The sequence below is a fragment of the Anaerococcus sp. HMSC075B03 genome (assembly GCF_001815585.1).
GTDB classification, from domain to species: domain Bacteria; phylum Bacillota; class Clostridia; order Tissierellales; family Peptoniphilaceae; genus Anaerococcus; species Anaerococcus vaginalis.
Window position 1 is genome coordinate 1 of sequence record NZ_KV821178.1, and the last position, 17,196, is coordinate 17,196.

General features: G+C 29.9%; 16 protein-coding genes and 1 tRNA gene. 14 read left to right on the plus strand and 3 right to left on the minus strand.

The genetic code is table 11. The features are described 5' to 3' along the window. The first annotated feature begins 51 nt into the window (after positions 1-51). Positions 52-128, plus strand: a tRNA-Arg gene (locus HMPREF3045_RS03110). 204 nt (positions 129-332) lie between these two features. On the opposite strand, the gene HMPREF3045_RS03115 is transcribed toward HMPREF3045_RS03110, so the two are convergent. Both HMPREF3045_RS03115 and HMPREF3045_RS03120 read right to left on the minus strand, forming a co-directional pair. Continuing rightward, entirely contained in the window at positions 333-1,037 is a 705-nt protein-coding gene (locus HMPREF3045_RS03115) for a B3/B4 domain-containing protein (RefSeq protein ID WP_070737029.1), read from the minus strand. A gap of 25 nt (positions 1,038-1,062) precedes the next feature. Further along, a complete protein-coding gene (locus HMPREF3045_RS03120) occupies positions 1,063-2,325 on the minus strand; it encodes a helix-turn-helix domain-containing protein (RefSeq protein WP_070737030.1) in 1,263 nt (420 codons plus the stop codon). 302 nt (positions 2,326-2,627) lie between these two features. Between HMPREF3045_RS03120 and HMPREF3045_RS03125 the strand changes: the two genes are divergently transcribed. From HMPREF3045_RS03125 to HMPREF3045_RS03150, 6 genes are all read left to right on the plus strand, one after another. Next, positions 2,628-3,857 carry an arginine deiminase gene (locus tag HMPREF3045_RS03125; RefSeq protein WP_070737031.1) on the plus strand — a complete coding sequence of 410 codons (1,230 nt, stop codon included), beginning with the start codon at positions 2,628-2,630 and terminating at the stop codon, positions 3,855-3,857. Between the two features lie 60 nt (positions 3,858-3,917). After that, positions 3,918-4,922 carry an ornithine carbamoyltransferase gene (gene argF, locus HMPREF3045_RS03130; protein ID WP_070737032.1) on the plus strand — a complete coding sequence of 335 codons (1,005 nt, stop codon included), beginning with the start codon at positions 3,918-3,920 and terminating at the stop codon, positions 4,920-4,922. A 34-nt stretch (positions 4,923-4,956) separates the two neighbouring features. Beyond that, positions 4,957-5,892 (plus strand): carbamate kinase, encoded by a 936-nt coding sequence (gene arcC, locus HMPREF3045_RS03135; RefSeq protein ID WP_004839169.1) that lies wholly within the window; start codon positions 4,957-4,959, stop codon positions 5,890-5,892. A gap of 9 nt (positions 5,893-5,901) precedes the next feature. Further along, complete coding sequence (locus tag HMPREF3045_RS03140; protein ID WP_070737033.1) at positions 5,902-7,407, plus strand: YfcC family protein; 1,506 nt, start codon at positions 5,902-5,904, stop codon at positions 7,405-7,407. Positions 7,408-7,613: 206 nt separating this feature from the next. Further along, on the plus strand, positions 7,614-8,843 hold the full coding sequence (locus HMPREF3045_RS03145) for a S1C family serine protease (protein WP_070737034.1): 1,230 nt from the start codon (positions 7,614-7,616) through the stop codon (positions 8,841-8,843). Positions 8,844-9,019: 176 nt separating this feature from the next. Beyond that, entirely contained in the window at positions 9,020-9,964 is a 945-nt protein-coding gene (locus HMPREF3045_RS03150) for a midas domain-containing protein (RefSeq protein WP_070737035.1), read from the plus strand. 367 nt (positions 9,965-10,331) lie between these two features. Here the strand turns inward: HMPREF3045_RS03150 and HMPREF3045_RS03155 are convergent, their stop codons facing one another. Then, on the minus strand, positions 10,332-12,806 hold the full coding sequence (locus HMPREF3045_RS03155) for a coiled-coil domain-containing protein (protein WP_070737036.1): 2,475 nt from the start codon (positions 12,804-12,806) through the stop codon (positions 10,332-10,334). 637 nt (positions 12,807-13,443) lie between these two features. On the opposite strand from HMPREF3045_RS03155, the gene ylxM reads away from it, so the two are divergent. The 7 genes from ylxM to rplS are packed head-to-tail and all read left to right on the plus strand — an operon-like array spanning position 13,444 to position 17,123. After that, positions 13,444-13,767: a YlxM family DNA-binding protein gene (ylxM, locus tag HMPREF3045_RS03160; protein ID WP_070606408.1), complete on the plus strand. Its 324-nt coding sequence runs from the start codon at positions 13,444-13,446 to the stop codon at positions 13,765-13,767. 11 nt (positions 13,768-13,778) lie between these two features. Continuing rightward, positions 13,779-15,116 carry a signal recognition particle protein gene (ffh, locus tag HMPREF3045_RS03165; protein WP_070737037.1) on the plus strand — a complete coding sequence of 446 codons (1,338 nt, stop codon included), beginning with the start codon at positions 13,779-13,781 and terminating at the stop codon, positions 15,114-15,116. Between the two features lie 18 nt (positions 15,117-15,134). Further along, positions 15,135-15,380, plus strand: coding sequence for a 30S ribosomal protein S16 (rpsP, locus tag HMPREF3045_RS03170; RefSeq protein WP_019117400.1), 246 nt, complete (start codon positions 15,135-15,137; stop codon positions 15,378-15,380). A gap of 5 nt (positions 15,381-15,385) precedes the next feature. Continuing rightward, positions 15,386-15,610, plus strand: a complete 225-nt coding sequence (locus HMPREF3045_RS03175) for a KH domain-containing protein (RefSeq protein WP_019117401.1) — start codon at positions 15,386-15,388, stop codon at positions 15,608-15,610. Next, positions 15,607-16,092 carry a ribosome maturation factor RimM gene (gene rimM / locus HMPREF3045_RS03180; protein ID WP_070640873.1) on the plus strand — a complete coding sequence of 162 codons (486 nt, stop codon included), beginning with the start codon at positions 15,607-15,609 and terminating at the stop codon, positions 16,090-16,092. The genes HMPREF3045_RS03175 and rimM overlap by 4 nt, the downstream gene beginning before the upstream one ends. Further along, entirely contained in the window at positions 16,085-16,804 is a 720-nt protein-coding gene (trmD, locus tag HMPREF3045_RS03185; RefSeq protein ID WP_070737038.1) for a tRNA (guanosine(37)-N1)-methyltransferase TrmD, read from the plus strand. The genes rimM and trmD overlap by 8 nt, the downstream gene beginning before the upstream one ends. After that, positions 16,776-17,123 carry a 50S ribosomal protein L19 gene (gene rplS / locus HMPREF3045_RS03190; RefSeq protein ID WP_004816243.1) on the plus strand — a complete coding sequence of 116 codons (348 nt, stop codon included), beginning with the start codon at positions 16,776-16,778 and terminating at the stop codon, positions 17,121-17,123. The genes trmD and rplS overlap by 29 nt, the downstream gene beginning before the upstream one ends. Positions 17,124-17,196 lie beyond the last annotated feature (73 nt).

The window sequence follows — 17,196 nt, forward strand, 5'->3', positions numbered from 1 at the left end:
CAGAGGTTCGACTCCTCTCAGGCGCGCCAATATTTTTATAAAAAATATTGAGCGGTATTAGCTCAGTTGGATAGAGCGACTGGCTACGGACCAGTAGGCCTGGGGTTCGAATCCTCAATGCCGCGCCAGAATTTTAGATCTTTAGTTTTGCTAGAGGTCTTTTTTTATTTTTCCAAATTTATTTTGTATTTATCTTTATATACGTTGATTTATTTTTTGTAAATTTGCATAAAAAAACTGTTGCAAAATTTTTTTATAATCAATATTAAGTCTTTGAAATTTTGAATTTCTCTTATTATTGATTATTTTTATTTTGCAACAGATATTTTTTTCTATTTGATTTCTATGCTTGGATTATCTTTTGTTAAAAAGTGAATTTGTATATTTCCTTCTAGGTGGGTTTTTAGATTTTCTGCTAGATAGTTTATTGCTTCTTTCAAATCGTCTTTTCTATCTGGATTTATGTTTTCCATAAAAAGTATTGCATTTTTTGTATCTTCTGTTATCATTGTTCTTTGGCAATCTCTCCAATTAAAACATCTACAAATTGCTCCTTTTTCATCTCTATAGCATAATTCGCCTTCTAGGGTTGGGGAGTCTTTGTCATCTCCTATGGCTTGGAAAGGATCATTTCCTTCTGTAATTTCAAGTTTTACATCGCCTACAAATTTGTCTATATCTTCAGCTCCGCATGGTAGAGCATAATTTAATGATGCAGCGTTGTAAATGTCAACTAGGGGATTGATACTTCCAACGTCTTTGTCTTTTGCCACTCTTTTTAATAAGGCTTCTATTGAACAGCGTGCTCCTTTTTTTGTTTTGAATAATTTAAAGGCATCTCTCCACACTTTTATTACTGGATTTTCGCTAAATACTGGTTTTGTAAGATAATCTAGGGCTTTTTCGTTTGCATTATCAAGTTTGTCTCTTATTTCTCTACTTGATTTTTCTTCCATTTTTATGTCTTTAAATAGGATAAGTCCTATTTCTGCTTCAGGGAATAAATCCCAAAAAGATTCGCTTGCTATAAATTTCATAATTTTCTCCTTTTCTTTTTTCCTACTATATTATATTTCCTTCAGAGTCTTGGTAGTTTATTGTTGTCCTAAATTTATTAGGGGATACACCAATTATTCTGCTAAAGGCTCTTTGGAAAGTTCTTGTTGAATTATACCCGACTTTCATTGCTATATCTATTATTTTTAAATCTGTTGTTTTTAACATTTCACATGCTTTTGAAATCCTAAGAAAATCTAAATATTCGTAGAAATTTTTTTCAAATTGGAAATAAATTAATCTGTTTACTTCAGATGTTGAAATGCCAAATTCTTTGGCTACTTTTCCAATTGTAAGATCTGTGTCAGTATAGTTTTTGATTTCATAATTTATAACACTATCAAGAAGTTTTGCCTCAGATTGTTTGAGACTAACTTGTTTAATATTGTAATAATTTCTAAATTCGCCAGGATTGATTCCTTCAGTATTTTCAAATATTTTTGTAAAGTGTGATGAGTCTGTATAGCCAACGCGTTTTGCAATTTCATTTAGACTTTTTTCAGAAAACATTAGTAAGTCGATTGCTTTTGAAAATCTAATCCTATTTAATAATTCTGAGAAAGTAAATCCAATGTTTTCTTCTAAATATTTTGTAAGACTTGATTTGCTAATGAAAAATGTAGAGGCAAGTCTGTCAAGTGTTAATTTTTCGCTCATGTGGGAATACATATACCTAAGAATTTGATTAATTTGAATTTGATGTTCATAATTTTGCTTGGTACTTATTTCATTTTTATTTTCAAATCTTAAAAATTTAATTAAAATTCTTATAATTGATGAAATAAGATATTCATCAGAATATGGTTTTTCTTCAATTTCTTCTTGGAAAGAATCATTTCCTACTTCATCTTTGATTTCAATAAAGGAATTTTTCATATCATGAAAAGCCTTGCTATCAAGAATTTTTATAGGATTTTTTGACAAAACTTCTATAGAATTAATTTGATTTTTCCTAAAATTACAAATATTTTTCAAATCGTCATTTATAATTTGAAAATTGTATACGATTTTGTAAAATTCCAAATCTTCTGTAACATCAGTGATAGTTGTAATATCCCAAGGCAGAATAGAAATCATGGTATTTTTTTCGATTAGATACTCAACCCCGTTTATCATAAATTTTCCCTTGCCTTTTTTGAACAAAAGAAGTCTTGCTGTACTGTGAATTAAAGTAGTGGTAGAGCTGTCTTGAAATTCTACTTCAAAACTACAAATTTTTGATAAATCTGAAATTGTAGAAATTTTGGTTTGTATATTACTTATAACCATAAATAACCTCTTTAATTTTAGTTTGATATTTACCTATATTATATAATATTTTAAGCTAATTTACTAATTTTTAGCCGTTTATTAATAATTTTTCATAAAAACGCTCATAAAAACATTTTCATTTGAATATAATTTACAATAAACTATCCAAAATTTGTCGTGTAAAAATAAAATGGTTAGAGTATACTATTGATGTAAACGATATGAGTGGCTCTAAAATTAATCTTGAATGAAAAAATCAAAACGAAACTTTATTCAAGTAAAGAGATACACTCTTATTTATATATATTTTAGGAGGAATTATGAAAAAGATTCAAGTAACAAGCGAGATTAAACCACTAAAAAGAGTTTTGGTTCACAGACCAGGAGAAGAATTATTAAATTTAACTCCATCAACTCTTGAAGAACTATTATTCGATGATATTCCAGATCTAGCATTAGCTCAAGAAGAACATGATAGATTTACAAATATCATGAGAGATAATGGAGTAGAAGTTGTTTATCTTGAAGATTTAATGACAGAAACATTAGATGGAAATGAAGGTTTAAGAGAAACTTTCTTAGAACAATATCTAGAAGAAACAGGATGCGAAGATAAAGAAATCCTTGCAAAAGCTAAAGAATATTTAGAAAAAATTGAAGATACAAAAGAATTTGTTGAAAAAACAATGGCTGGTTTAACATTAAAAGAACTAGGTCTTTTCACAGAAGAAGATCTTCACGAAATGGTTGTTGGAAAATCATATCTTGCAATTAACCCAATGCCAAACCTATACTTCACAAGAGATCCATTTGCATCAGTAGGAAACGGTGCAGTTATCAATAGAATGTATTCTGTAACAAGAAATAGAGAAACAATCTACTGTGATTATATCTTTAGATTCCACCCAGAATACAAAGGAAATGTTCCAAATCTTTATGGTAGAGATAACGAATACCATATAGAAGGTGGAGATACATTCAACGGAAATGAAACTACACTATTAATAGGTATTTCACAAAGAACACAATATGAAGCAATCAAAGTATTAGCTAAAAAATTATTCTTTGGAGAAAATGAAAACAAGATTGAAAAAATCTACGCATTAAAAATCGATGAAAACAGAGCATTTATGCACTTAGATACAGTATTTACACAAATCGATTACGATGCATTCACATATCATCCAGCTATAATCAAAGAAATGGAAGTTAAAATCATAACAAAAGATGAAGCAAACAATGATTTACACATTGAAACAGCTTCAGGAAAATTAGACGAAATCTTAGCAAAAGCACTAGGAATCGAAAAAGTACGTCTAATCCCATGTGGTGGTGGAGACCCAATAGCTGCAGAAAGAGAACAATGGAATGATGGATCAAACACATTAACACTTGCTCCAGGAAAAGTTTTAGTTTACAAGAGAAATACAGTAACAAACGAAGTACTAAGAAAAGAAGGTATTGAAGTATTAGAATTAGATGCATCAAACCTAACAGTAGGTCGTGGTGGTCCAAGATGTATGTCAATGCCATTAGAAAGAGAACTATAAGAAGTAAGTTAGTCGCAAAATAAAATTAATATTGAAAAACAAAAATAAGGAGATAATAATATGCCAGTAAATTTACAAGGACAAAGTATACTAGGATTAAAATTCCTAACAGAAGATGAAATCAAATACCTAATAGATCTAGGTGAACAATTTAAAAAATTAAAATTAACAAGAACACCACACAGATATCTAGAAGGAAAAAATATAGTATTATTATTCGAAAAAACTTCAACAAGAACACGTTGTTCATTTGAAGTAGCAGGAATGGACTTAGGAATGGGAGTAACATACCTTGATCCAGGTTCAAGCCAAATGGGACACAAAGAATCAATCGAAGATACAGCAAAAGTATTGGGAAGATTTTATGATGGAATCGAATACAGAGGATTTGACCAAGAATTAGTAGAAAAATTAGCTAAATATTCAGGAGTTCCAGTATGGAATGGTCTTACAGATGATTTCCACCCAACACAAATGATTGCTGATATGCTTACAATCAAAGAAAACTTTGGTTACCTAAAAGGATTAAACTTTGTATTCATGGGCGATTGCAGAAATAACGTAAGCAACTCATTAATGGTAGCATGTGCTAAACTTGGAATCAACTACACAGGTTGCGGTCCAAAAGAATTATGGGCAGATGAAAAATTAATTGCAGAAGCAAAAGAATTTGCAAAAGTTCACGGTTCAAAAGTAGAATTTACAGAAAACGTAGAAGAAGCAGCAAAAGGTGCTCACGCAGTATATACAGATATTTGGGTATCAATGGGAGAACCAAAAGAAGTATGGGAAAAGAGAATTGAAATTCTTCATCCATTCCAAGTAAACCAAAAAGTTATGGATTTAGCAGATGATGATGCAATCTTCTTACACTGCCTACCATCATTCCACGATCTTCACACAACAACAGGTATTGATGTAAACGAAAAATTCGGAGACAAATATGACCTTGATGGAATGGAAGTAAAAGACGAAGTATTCCTAGGAAAACAAAGTAAAGTATTTGATCAAGCAGAAAACAGAATGCATACAATCAAAGCAATTATGTATGCAACATTAAAATAGAAAAAATAAAAAAAGAAACGGATATATTTAGCAGATGACAAAAAAAAGATTAGTTATCGCTCTCGGGGGTAATGCTTTAGGCAATACCCCTCAAGAGCAATTAGAATTAGTAAAAAAGACAGCTAAAACAATAGTAGATTTATCAGAAAACTACGATGTAGCAGTAGGACACGGAAACGGTCCACAAGTAGGAATGATAAATAACGCAATGGAATTTTCAGCAAACAAAGGTGGCAATACACCTGAAATGCCATTTCCAGAATGTGGCGCAATGAGCCAAGGATACATTGGTTATCATTTATCACAATCAATAAGAAATGAATTAAAAAACAGAGGCAAAGATTCCGAAATAGCTTGCGTTGTTACACAAGTTTTAGTTGACAAAGATGATGAAGCTTTCAATAAACCAACTAAACCAATAGGAAGTTTCTTAACAAAAGAAGAAGCTGAAGCCAAACACGAAGAAAACGGCTACGAATACGTAGAAGATGCAGGTAGGGGATACAGAAGAGTTGTAGCAAGCCCAATACCTAAAGAAATCATTGAAATAAATGTTGTGGAAAATTTGGTTTCAAATGGTAATATAGTAATAACAGTTGGTGGAGGTGGTGTACCGGTAATAGATACAGAAGAAGGATTACAAGGTGTGCCAGCTGTAATAGATAAAGATAGATCATCTGCATTATTAGCAAAAGAATTAAATGCTGATATGTTAGTAATATTAACAGCAGTTGATAGAGTTATGATCAATTTCAACAAACCAAATCAAGAAGAAATTAAAGAAATGACTGTTAATGAAGCTAAAAAATATATTGAAGAAGGACACTTTGCTCCTGGTTCAATGTTACCAAAAGTAGAAGCTTGTTTAGAATTTGTTGAAAAATCAGAACAAGGTCTTGCACTAATTACATCTTTAGAAAAAGCAGCTGAAGCATTAGAAGGAAAGACAGGTACTATAATAAAAAAATAGGAGAATACTATGAAAAAAGGTAAGAAAAAATCACTAAGTGCATTTTCTATCTTGATGATAGTTCTAGCTGCTGTATGTTTAATAACTTTATTAGCTAGTGGTCAAGCAATCGATTCAGATATTATAAAATCATTAGACCCAGGCAAATATGAAGATCTTATAAATGCAGTTAAGGCTGGAGAAACAGTTACTGTACAAAGTGCTAGTTTAAGTGACTTTATTATGGCTATTCCAAACGGATTTATGGATGCCGCAGATCTAATTATATTTATTTTATGTATTGGTGGATTCATCGGTATAGTAATGAGTACTGGTGCTATGGAAGCAGGAATTCGTTCCTTAGTAAGAAAAAACAAAGGTAAAGAAGGAAGACTAATTGCAGTATTAATGTTCCTATTCTCAGTTGGTGGATCAACATACGGAATGGCAGAAGAAACAATTGGTTTTTATCCATTAATCACAGCAGCAATGGTAGCAGCTGGACTTGATACAATGGTAGCAGTAGGAACAGTTCTACTTGGAGCTGGAGCCGGAGTACTAGGTTCTACAATCAACCCATTCGCTACATCAGCAGCTATGGGAGCATTAGAATCAGTTGGTATAAAATCTAATGCAACAACAGTAATGATTATAGGCGTTATCCTTTGGTTATCAACAGATTTAATCGTTATAAAATTTGTATTGAATTATGCTAAAAAATTATTAGAAAACAAAGAATCTTCCATTCTAAGCGCTGATGAAAAAAACGCTATGGAAGAATATTTCTCTAACGATAACGGAGAAGAATTAGAATTTACTGGAACACACAAAGCTGTATTAACAGTTTTTGCTATAACATTTGCAATAATGATTATATCATTAATTTCTTATGTAGACATCAATTTCCACGGAGACGAAGAAGCTTATTTGAAAGCATTTGGTTGGTCAGATTTCTTGACAGGATCTCCATTAGGATATTGGTACTTCAAAGACTTAGCAGCACTATTTACCCTATCTAGTATAGTAATAGCTATAGTAGCAAAAATTGGCGAAAAAGAATTTGTAGATGGATTCATCGCAGGAGCTGCTGATTTATTATCAGTAGGTTTAATCATAGCAGTAGCAAGAGGAATTACAGTAGTAATGAGCTCTACTCACTTAGATTTCTACATCCTACAAAATTCAGCTAAATTGCTAAGAGGAGTTTCTCCATTTGTATTCGCACCACTTGCATACTTGATTTACATGTTATTATCATTCTTAGTACCATCAACATCAGGACTTGCAGCATTATCAATTCCAATCATGGGATCTCTTGCTCATCAATTAGGATATGACCCTAACATAATGATCATGATTTTCTGTGGCGCTTGTGGACTTGTAAACTTTGTTACACCAACATCAGGAGTTGTAATGGGTGGACTTGCAGCAGCAAGAGTAGAATATTCAACATATTTGAAATGGGTAAAGAAACCATTCTTTATAGTAATGATTGCAAATATTGTAATTTTATCAATTGCAATGGCTGTAATGTAATAAAAACAAAACTAACAAACTCAGATTTTTCTGGGTTTGTTTTTTATTTCAAAGAAAAATAAATAAGAAATTAATTATAAAAAATTAAAAATAATTTTAGAAAAATCATTTAAAGAAATTTACAAAATCAAATTTCTACTTATCTATAACATATTATTTACAATTTTTTATATAATAATATAGGAAAGAATAATAAGGAGGAATAGATGGCTAGAAGAAATCGTGGTTCTGGTGGATTTTCTAATTTTCTTTCAGGACTTATAGGAGCTGTTTTGGGTGGATTTTTAGTTTTTTCACTTTTGGGTAGCTCATTAAAAACATCAGATAATAATAAAAAAGAAGCTAATACAAATTCAAATACCAAAAAAAATAATGTAGTAAATATAACAACAAACGATGAGATGACAATGGAAAGAGCAGTTGTCGAAAAAAGTATAGATTCTGTTGTAGGAATTACAACAAAAACAAAAACTACACAAAATACAATTTTAGGTCAACAAACAGGTTATGTTGAAGGAGTAGGCTCAGGCTCAATCGTTACAAAAGACGGATATATTTTGACAAATTCACACGTTGTAGGCAATGGAGATGCAAGCGAAATCAATGTTTTATTTTCAAATAATAAAACAAAAAAAGCAAAACTTGTTTGGAATGATACAACCTTGGACCTTGCAGTTATAAAAGTTGAGGCAAATAATTTAAAACCAATCGACTTAGGCGATAGCGATACAGTAAAAGTAGGAGATAAATCAGTAGCAATAGGTAATCCATTAGGACTTCAATTACAATCAACAGTTACAAGCGGAATAATTTCAGGACTTGATAGGACAGTTTCATTCCAAAATGGAGCACAAATGGATGGATTAATGCAAACAGATGCTGCAATAAATTCCGGAAACTCAGGAGGAGCCTTGCTAAATTCAAAAGGACAACTTATAGGAATTAATACAGCAAAGGCAGGAAATTCTGATGGAATAGGATTTGCAATTCCAGTAAATTTGGCAAAAAAAGTTATAAAAGAAATTGCCAAAAACGGCAAATTTAATTCAGTATATTTGGGAATTACAGGAATAAATTTGGATTTACTTTTACAATACAATAATATAGATAGCAAAAACGTAGGAAGCGAAGACGGAGTATTTGTACAATCAATCTCAGACGATGCGAAAAATTATTTTAGAAAAGGCGATATAATTACAGGAATAGATGGACAAAAAGTAAAAGATATGTCTAATCTAAAAAAGATTCTATTAAATTATAGCGTAGGAGATACTTGCAAAATTCAAATCGTAAGAGCAGGAGAGAAAAAAGAAATAGATTTCAAATTTACAATGGATTCATCAAACGTTGAAGAATTTAAAGAGGCAAATCCAAAAAAAGAAGAAAGTAAAGAAGAAAAAGAAGGTCAACAATTGCCAGATTGGCTAAGACCATAAAAAATAAACACCAAAAACATGGGTAAAATTGATAAATTTGCCCATGTTTTTTATTGGAAATAGTTTAGAAATTTTCGAATTTAATTTTATAGATAAATATTTAAAATATTTGACAATATATATATATAATGTTTAGTGAAAGAATATTTAAAAAAATAAATAAAAGGAGAAAATTTATGAACAAAAATAAGAAAATTATAAGCGCAAGCCTAGCCTTGGCACTAGGAGTAAGCTTATTAATTCCTAACGCAAAAGCAAACGAAGAAAAATCAGTAGAAAATGCCTTAAAAGAGCCAGTAAAAACTAGTGAAACAGTAAAACCGGAAGAAAAATCAGATGTTGTAAATAAAGAAATCACTATAAAGAAAGCTCCAGTAAATGAAAACGGAGAAGAAAAGCCAGATGACGAAACAGAAAAACCAGATGGCGAAACAGAAAAACCAGACGGCGAAACAGAAAAACCAGACGGCGAAACAGAAAAACCAGAAGGTGAAACAGAAAAACCAGAAGACGAAACAGAAAAACCAGATGGCAACACAGAAAAACCAGATGACAAAAAAGAAAATTCAGAAACTGATGAAGAAAAATCAAAAGACGAAAAGAAAGTAAAACCTAAAGAATATAAAATGAGTGAACTTTTAAATGAAAAAGGTGCTTTTGAAAAAAGTAAACAAGCACATTTAGGCATATTAGGATTTGAAATTATGCAATCTGCAAAAGATAGTTTTATTGGTGAAGAAACAGTTGATGCTATGAGACTTCAATATGAAAAATTACAAAAAGCTACAACTTGGGATGAAATGGCAAAAATACTTGGTTCTAGTAAAGAAGTTTTCGCAAGGGAACTTTTGAATATGAAGGGAGAAAAAGATGCTTATGATGGAGATTTAGTAAAAATCATAGACGATATGGCAAATCAAAAGCCACAAAATCCTAGCCAAAAAAATCCTAACAGAAAAAATAAAAAAACAGGCACAACAAATACAGCAAACACAGTAAATACAGGCAAGAAAGTAAATAATGCTGGAGAAAATGTTCAAACTGGAGTTGGTAGCCTTTCAGCAATTTTGGACTTATTAGGAGCATCAAGCCTAGGCTTATTTAAAAGCAAAAGAAAATAATAAAATTTAATATTTTAAAAATTTAAAAATGCAAAAATGAGTATGGACCTTGTCTTTATGACTTGGTTTATACTCATTTTTTATAAAAATTATTGCATTAAATAAGAACCTACTTTAAAGGAAAAATTGATTGATAATATTTTTTAAAAACTCAAATCTAAATATAAATTCTTATGTGTCTGTAAATAATTTTGTGTATCAATATTTGTCAATTTTTAGTAAAAGAGCTTATCTTAATTTTCATAGTCTTGAAAATAATGAAATTTAAAAATGTAAAAATGCAAAAATTCAAAAATGAGTATCAACCTTGCCTTTAAGACCTTGGTTGATACTCATTTTTTAAAAATATATTAAAGAGTTTGTGAGTTTATTTTCTTTTCTTTTTTAAAGCAAAAAGAGCTGATAGGGAAAGTGCCAAGGAAGTTCCTGCAAAGGATAGGCTTTCAATTCCTGTTTTTGGAGAGGTTATTCCTTGAGTTTTTCTATTATTTTTATCATCGTGTTTTTTATTTTTTTCGTCTGGACGATTTTTATTTTTTTCCTTTTCACTAGTATTATTTGATGTATGAGTTTGATCTTTTGGTTTTGATTTTACATTATTTAAGGCGTCGGTTAATTTGTTATTTAATGATAGAATATCATTTATTGTTAGATTTTCGCCTTTAAGAGCTTTTTCTATCTCTTCAATTACCTTATTTAGATTTTTATCATTTATTTTCTTGCTAGTTTTTAATAAATTTTCAAGCGACGCTTTTGCTTTTTGAATAGATTCTTTTTCTTTTTGTAGGGCTAGGGCGTCTTTTTTGTTTTTAAGATTATCTTTTGCTAAATCAAGGTCATCTTTTGCCTTATCTATATCTTTTTGCAATTGTGCTTTGTCATCTTGTGCTTTATTAAGTCTAGCCTTAATTTCATCTTCTTCTTTTTGTGCATTTTCAAGCATTTTTTGAGCTTTTTGAGCTTCATCTTTTGCTTTATTATATTTTTCTTTAGCTTCATTTATTTTTCCATCGTCTATTTTTTCTGGCAAATTATTTGTAAGATTTTTTATCAAATCTTCAAGTTCTTTGACCTTTTTGTCAGCATTTTCTTTTTGAGTTTTTGTTTTATTTAAATTTTCACTTGCTGTATTTAGGTCTTCGTTTGCCTTTGCTATCAAATTTTTATTGGCTTCAATTTCTTTTTTCTTAGAATCTAGGAGATTTTTTGCTTCTTCTAATTCTTTTTGTGCTTTTTCGTATTGGTCATTAGCTTGGTTGAAAGATTCGGTTAATTTTTTAAGATTTTCTTCATTTTTATCTACTTGTTCAAGCAAATTATTTGCACCTTCTAAAGCTTCTGCATAAGCTTTTGCTTGTTCAACTTCTTCCAAAGACTTTAAATAAATATCAGCTTTCTCCTTTAATAGTGGAAGTTTTTCCTTTAATATTGCAAGATTATCTTCAAATTCTTTGGAATATTTTTTTATAAGTTTTTTGGCTTCTTTTTTGAAAATCTCATCTCTACTTGAATCGTAAGCAATATTTTTTTGCCCTTCCAAAACTTCACTTGCATGTGATAATTTCATCCAAGCCTTGTGGAATTCATCATTAATCTTTTCGTAATCACGTTCTTTGCCATTTCTTTCTAAATACAAGTCACCTAATTTATTATTTGCAGCTTTAGCTTTTTCTTCTAGATTATCCTTGTTTAATTTTCCATCTAAAATTTCTTGTATTACAATATTTTTGGCATTTGCTTGGCTTTTTTCTTTGATATTTTCTTTGAGATCATTGAAATTAGTATTATAATTTCTAAATATGTCAAATTCTTTTTCAGCCTCTTTATATAAATTTTTGTAATCTTCGGTAATTTTTTTGCAAATTTTATCAATTTCTTCTATTTGCTTATTTAAATCATCAATTTCATTTTGTTTTGCCTTATACCCATCACTATTCGGCTGAAGCCATTTAATATTTTCTTTGGCTTCTAGCAAATTTTGTTTAAGTTCTGACTTTTTATCGCTTATATCAGTCTTGTCTTTTTCATAATTTTTAATAGACGCATAGAGTTTATCCAAATCTTCATTTTGAAAATTTAAAGAATTGCGTGAATCATCAACTTTTGATTTTAAATTATCATAATTTTGATTTTTTTCTGTCAAATCTTCTTTTTCATTTTCCAAATAATCGTCAGAATTTTTTTGCGCTTGGTCTAAATCTTTTTTTGCCTTATCTTTTTTCTCCAAGGCATCGCTTGCTTTTTTCTTTGCTTGATTCTCATAAATATCTTCTTGAGCTTTCTCATTTTTCTTAGCCTCTTCAAGCTTATTATTTGCCAAGTCTAGGGCTTTTTTCTTTTCGTCAGCATTTTTTTGAGCTAAATTTAAATTCTCTTTTGCTTTTTCTTGTTGATTTTTAGCAATATTAAGTTCTTCTTTTGCTTTGGCTAAATTTTTGTCAGCCTCAACTTGTTTATTCTTTTTTTCGTTAAGATTTATATAGTCGTCGCTTGCCTCACTTTGTTTTTTGTAAGCAGAAATAAAATCATTATCAGCTTTTTTCTTATTTTCACTGGCTTTATTAAGTTCATTTTGTAAAGATAAAACTTTTTTATCAAGTTCTATTTTTTCATTTTCTTTAGCTTTTAAATTTTCATTTGCAATATCTAATTCTTTTTGTGCCTTACTAAGTTCATTTTCAAGATTTTTTTCATTTAAATTATCAGCAAAGCCAGTAGAATTTTCTCTATATTCTACCATATTTTCATCATTATTAGATGCGTATGAATTATAAACAGGATTAACAAGTCCCAAGCCCATAGCTAAAATTAGGGCAGTAGCAAATTTTTTATTCTTTTTCAAAATTTAAACCTCCATAATGTTAAATTTTTTCTATTAAATTATAATTTAATAAATTAATGATTATTTGATTCTCATTTGAATAGTAATTTTTTAAATCTCTAATCATTTAAATAAAAAAAATTAAAAAAGCAAATTTAAAAATAAAAATTCAAAGGAAACAATTCATAACAATAATCATTATCATAACTATGATAACAAAAATTTTTTTCTTTGAATATCAAAATATTGTCTTTTATTGAAAATAATATTAAAAAATAATTGTACAAAATAAAATTTGTAAAAATAAATAGGGAATCAGACTTTTGACAAATTATAAAAATACTCATGCGAAGAATATCATACGGAAATAATTGTTTTGATTTGAATTTTAAAATTCAGAAATCAATAATTTTTGCAGTCAGATATTCGTGCTTGAGGTTTTATCTACGCTTTTGGGGAATTTTTTATTTTCAATTTTAAAATATTTTGAAAATTTTTAGAATTAAAAATATTTTCAAATTTAAAATTAATTTTTGCTTGAAAAAATTTTATTTAAGATTGAAAATTCAAGAAAAAAATAGTCAAGAAAAAGTCTTGACATTAGATTGAATTGCTAGTATACTTTATAGGTCAAGAAAATTACTTGACGGGTGAGAATATGGAAAAATTAGTACAAGTTGCAAGATTGTTTGACACTTATGGCTCTCTTTTGAATGAAAAACAAAAAGATGTCATAAATTGTTATTACAATGAAGATTTATCATTAAACGAGATAGCAGAAAATAACAATAAATCAAAGCAGGCAATTTCTGATATGATTCAAAGGTCTGTTGACAAGTTATTTGAGTTTGAAAATGAGCTTTCTTTAATAAAGAAAAAAAATCAATTAAGAGAAGATTTGTCTTTGTTAAGAGAGTTGATCGAAAGTTCAAATCAAAGTGAAGCTATGGATATGATCGATGAAATGATAAATAAAATTTAGGATGTGAAAATATGATTTTTTCAAATCTTTCTGAGAAGTTACAAGAATCTTTAGGAAAACTTACAGGAAAAGGAAAATTAAGCGAAAAAGACATCGACAATGTAGCCAGAGAAATAAAACTTTCTTTGCTTGAGGCTGACGTTAATTACAAAGTAGTTAAGGAGTTTGTCAAAAAAATAAAAGAAAGAGCTATGGGTCAAGATGTCATGGAATCTCTTACTCCAGGTCAAACTGTAATTAAGATTGTAAATGAAGAACTTACAAATCTTATGGGTAAGGAAAATTCTAAACTTGAGCTAAAAGGATCTACTCCTCACGTTGTGTTGATGGTAGGTTTGCAAGGTTCAGGTAAGACAACTCACTCTGGAAAACTTGTCAGGAAATTAAAAAAGGAAGGCAGAAATCCTCTTTTAGTAGCTCTTGATGTTTATAGGCCTGCGGCAATTGAACAATTGAAAGTTGTAGGCAAACAAGCTGAGGTTGAAGTTTTTGAAAAGGGAAAACAAGATCCTGTACAAACTGCAAATGAAGCAAAAGAATATGCTAGAAGAAATAACAATGATGTTGTTATAATGGATACGGCTGGACGACTTCAAATCGATGAAGATTTGATGGATGAGCTTAAAAATATTAAAAAAGCTGTAAAACCTGACGAGATACTTTTGGTAGTTGATGCTATGGTTGGACAAGAATCTGTAAATGTTGCAAAAACATTTGATGAATATCTTGATATTACTGGCGTTATTCTAACAAAACTTGACGGAGATGCAAGAGGTGGAGCAGCTCTTTCAATTAGACAAGTTGTAGGAAAGCCAATTAAATTTATTGGTACAGGTGAAAAGCTTGATGATCTTGAAGCCTTTCATCCAGACAGGATGGCATCAAGAATTCTTGGTATGGGAGATGTCTTATCCCTAATTGAAAAGGCAGAAAAGCAAGTTTCTTTGAAAGATGCAAGAGAGCTTGAAGAAAAAATGCGAAACCAATCCTATACTCTTGATGATTTTGTTGAACAAATAAATCAAATAAGAAATATGGGACCGCTTGAAGATTTACTTGCTATGATTCCTGGAGTAAACAACAAAATGCTAAAAAATGTAAATGTTGATGAAAAAGGATTTGTAAGGATTGAAGCTTTAATATCTTCTATGACAAAAGAAGAAAGAGAAAAACCTGAGATAATTGGCAAAAGTCGTAAGGAAAGAATTGCCAAAGGCTCTGGGGTTGATATGAATGAATTAAATAAATTATTAAAGCAATTCAAAGAACTAAAGAAAATGATGAAACAATTTACTAATATGAAAAAGGGAAGAAAAGGCAAAAGAAAATTCAATATGCCTTTCTTCTAAAAAAATACGGAGGTTATGATGGCAGTTAAAATTAGATTAAAAAGAATGGGACAAAAGAAAAGACCATTTTACAGAGTAGTTGTAGCAGATTCTAGAAGTCCAAGAGATGGAAAATTCATCGAAGAAATCGGAACATACAATCCAGTATCTGAACCAAAAGAATTTAAAATTGACAACGAAAAAGCTAAACAATGGATCAAAAACGGTGCAAAACCAACTTCTATTGTTGAAAAATTATTTAACGACAACAACGTTTTAGCATAAGAAAAATGAAAGAATTAGTCAAGCTAATAGTTACAGAACTTGTCGAAGACAAAGATGCTGTAGGAATAATATTAGAAGAAGACAACGGAGAAGTTAACATAAAAATTAACGTGGCAGAAAAAGACAAGGGAAGAGTTATAGGAAAGGGTGGAAATATTATTAATTCCATTAGAACTATTGCTCGTGCTTGTGCAGTCAAAGAAGATGTTAAGGTTAATATAAGAATATGAAAATAACTGTAGCAGAGATACTTACAACACACGGGATAAAAGGAAATCTAAAAATAAAATCTTATTCAGACAATGAAAAAAGATTTGAAAAAGGATCAAAACTTTTACTTGATGGAAATTTAGTTACAATCGAATCATCTTTTAAGCATAAGGGTAGTATCATCATAAAACTCAAGGGATATGATGATATTAATGAGGTAGAAAAGTTTATTGGACACGAACTTACTATCGAAGATAAGGACTTAGAAAAATTAAATGATGGAGAATATTATTTGTTTGATTTGATTGGCCTAAAAGTTTATGAAAAAAATCAAGAACTTGGTTTTATAAAAGATGTTATCACTGGAGTTTATCCAAACGACATCTATGTAATAGAAAAAGACGGAAAAGAAATTTATTTTCCTGCCTTAAATGCTACAGTAAAAAATGTTGACTTAGAAAATAAAAAAATAGAAGTAGAAAACTTCAAAGATTATGAATAAAATAACTATACTTACACTTTTTCCCGAATCTTTTAAATTTCTAAAAAGCTATGGAGTCATAGGAAAGGCAATTGAAAAAGGACTAATTGAAATTAATCTTGTTGATATAAGAGATTATAGCAAGGACAAACACAACAGGGTTGATGATACAGTTTTTGGTGGGGCAGCAGGAATGCTTATGAGGCCTCAGCCGATTTATGATGCTCTAATAGCAAATAAAAGTTCAAAATCAAAAGTAGTCTACATGTCTGCAGCAGGAGAAATCCTAAACCAAAAATTAGCAATCAAATTTGCAGATTTTGAAGACTTGGTAATAATTTGCGGTCATTACGAAGGAATAGATGCAAGAATTACCAATCACTATGTTGATTATGAAGTTTCAATTGGAGATTATGTTTTAACCGGTGGCGAAATCCCTGCCATGGTATTAATAGATTCTCTTTCAAGATTTATTGGAGGAGTTGTTGGGAAAAAAGAATCATTAGTTACAGATTCACACTACAATGGTCTACTACAATATGATGAGTACACAAAACCTAGAAATTTTAATGGATATATGGTTCCAAAAGAACTTTATAGTGGAAATCATAAATTAGTAGAAGAATGGCAAAAGAAATCATCTCTTCAAAAAACCAAAAGAGTAAGAAGAGATTTATACGATAGATATATCAAGGAGGATCACGATGGAATTAATCAAAAAAATAGAAAATGAACAACTACGTGAAGATAATCCAGACTTTAGAGTTGGAGATACTGTAAGAGTAAGCTACAGAATCAAAGAAGGAGACAAAACAAGACTCCAAGACTTTGAAGGAGTAGTAATCAAAATAAATGAAGGAAATCTTGGAAAAACTTTCACACTAAGAAGACTTTCTTATGGTGTAGGAGTAGAAAGAACATTCCTTTATCACTCACCAAGACTTGAAGCATTCAAAATCGTTAGACGTGGTAAGGTAAGACGTGCAAAACTAAATTACCTAAGAGGACGTCAAGGTAAGGCTGCAAAAGTTAAAGAAAAAACAAATTATTAAAAATAAGGGCCGAAAGGCTCTTTTTTATTTTATATAATCACAAATTTTTGTGATAAAATATAAGATAAAGATT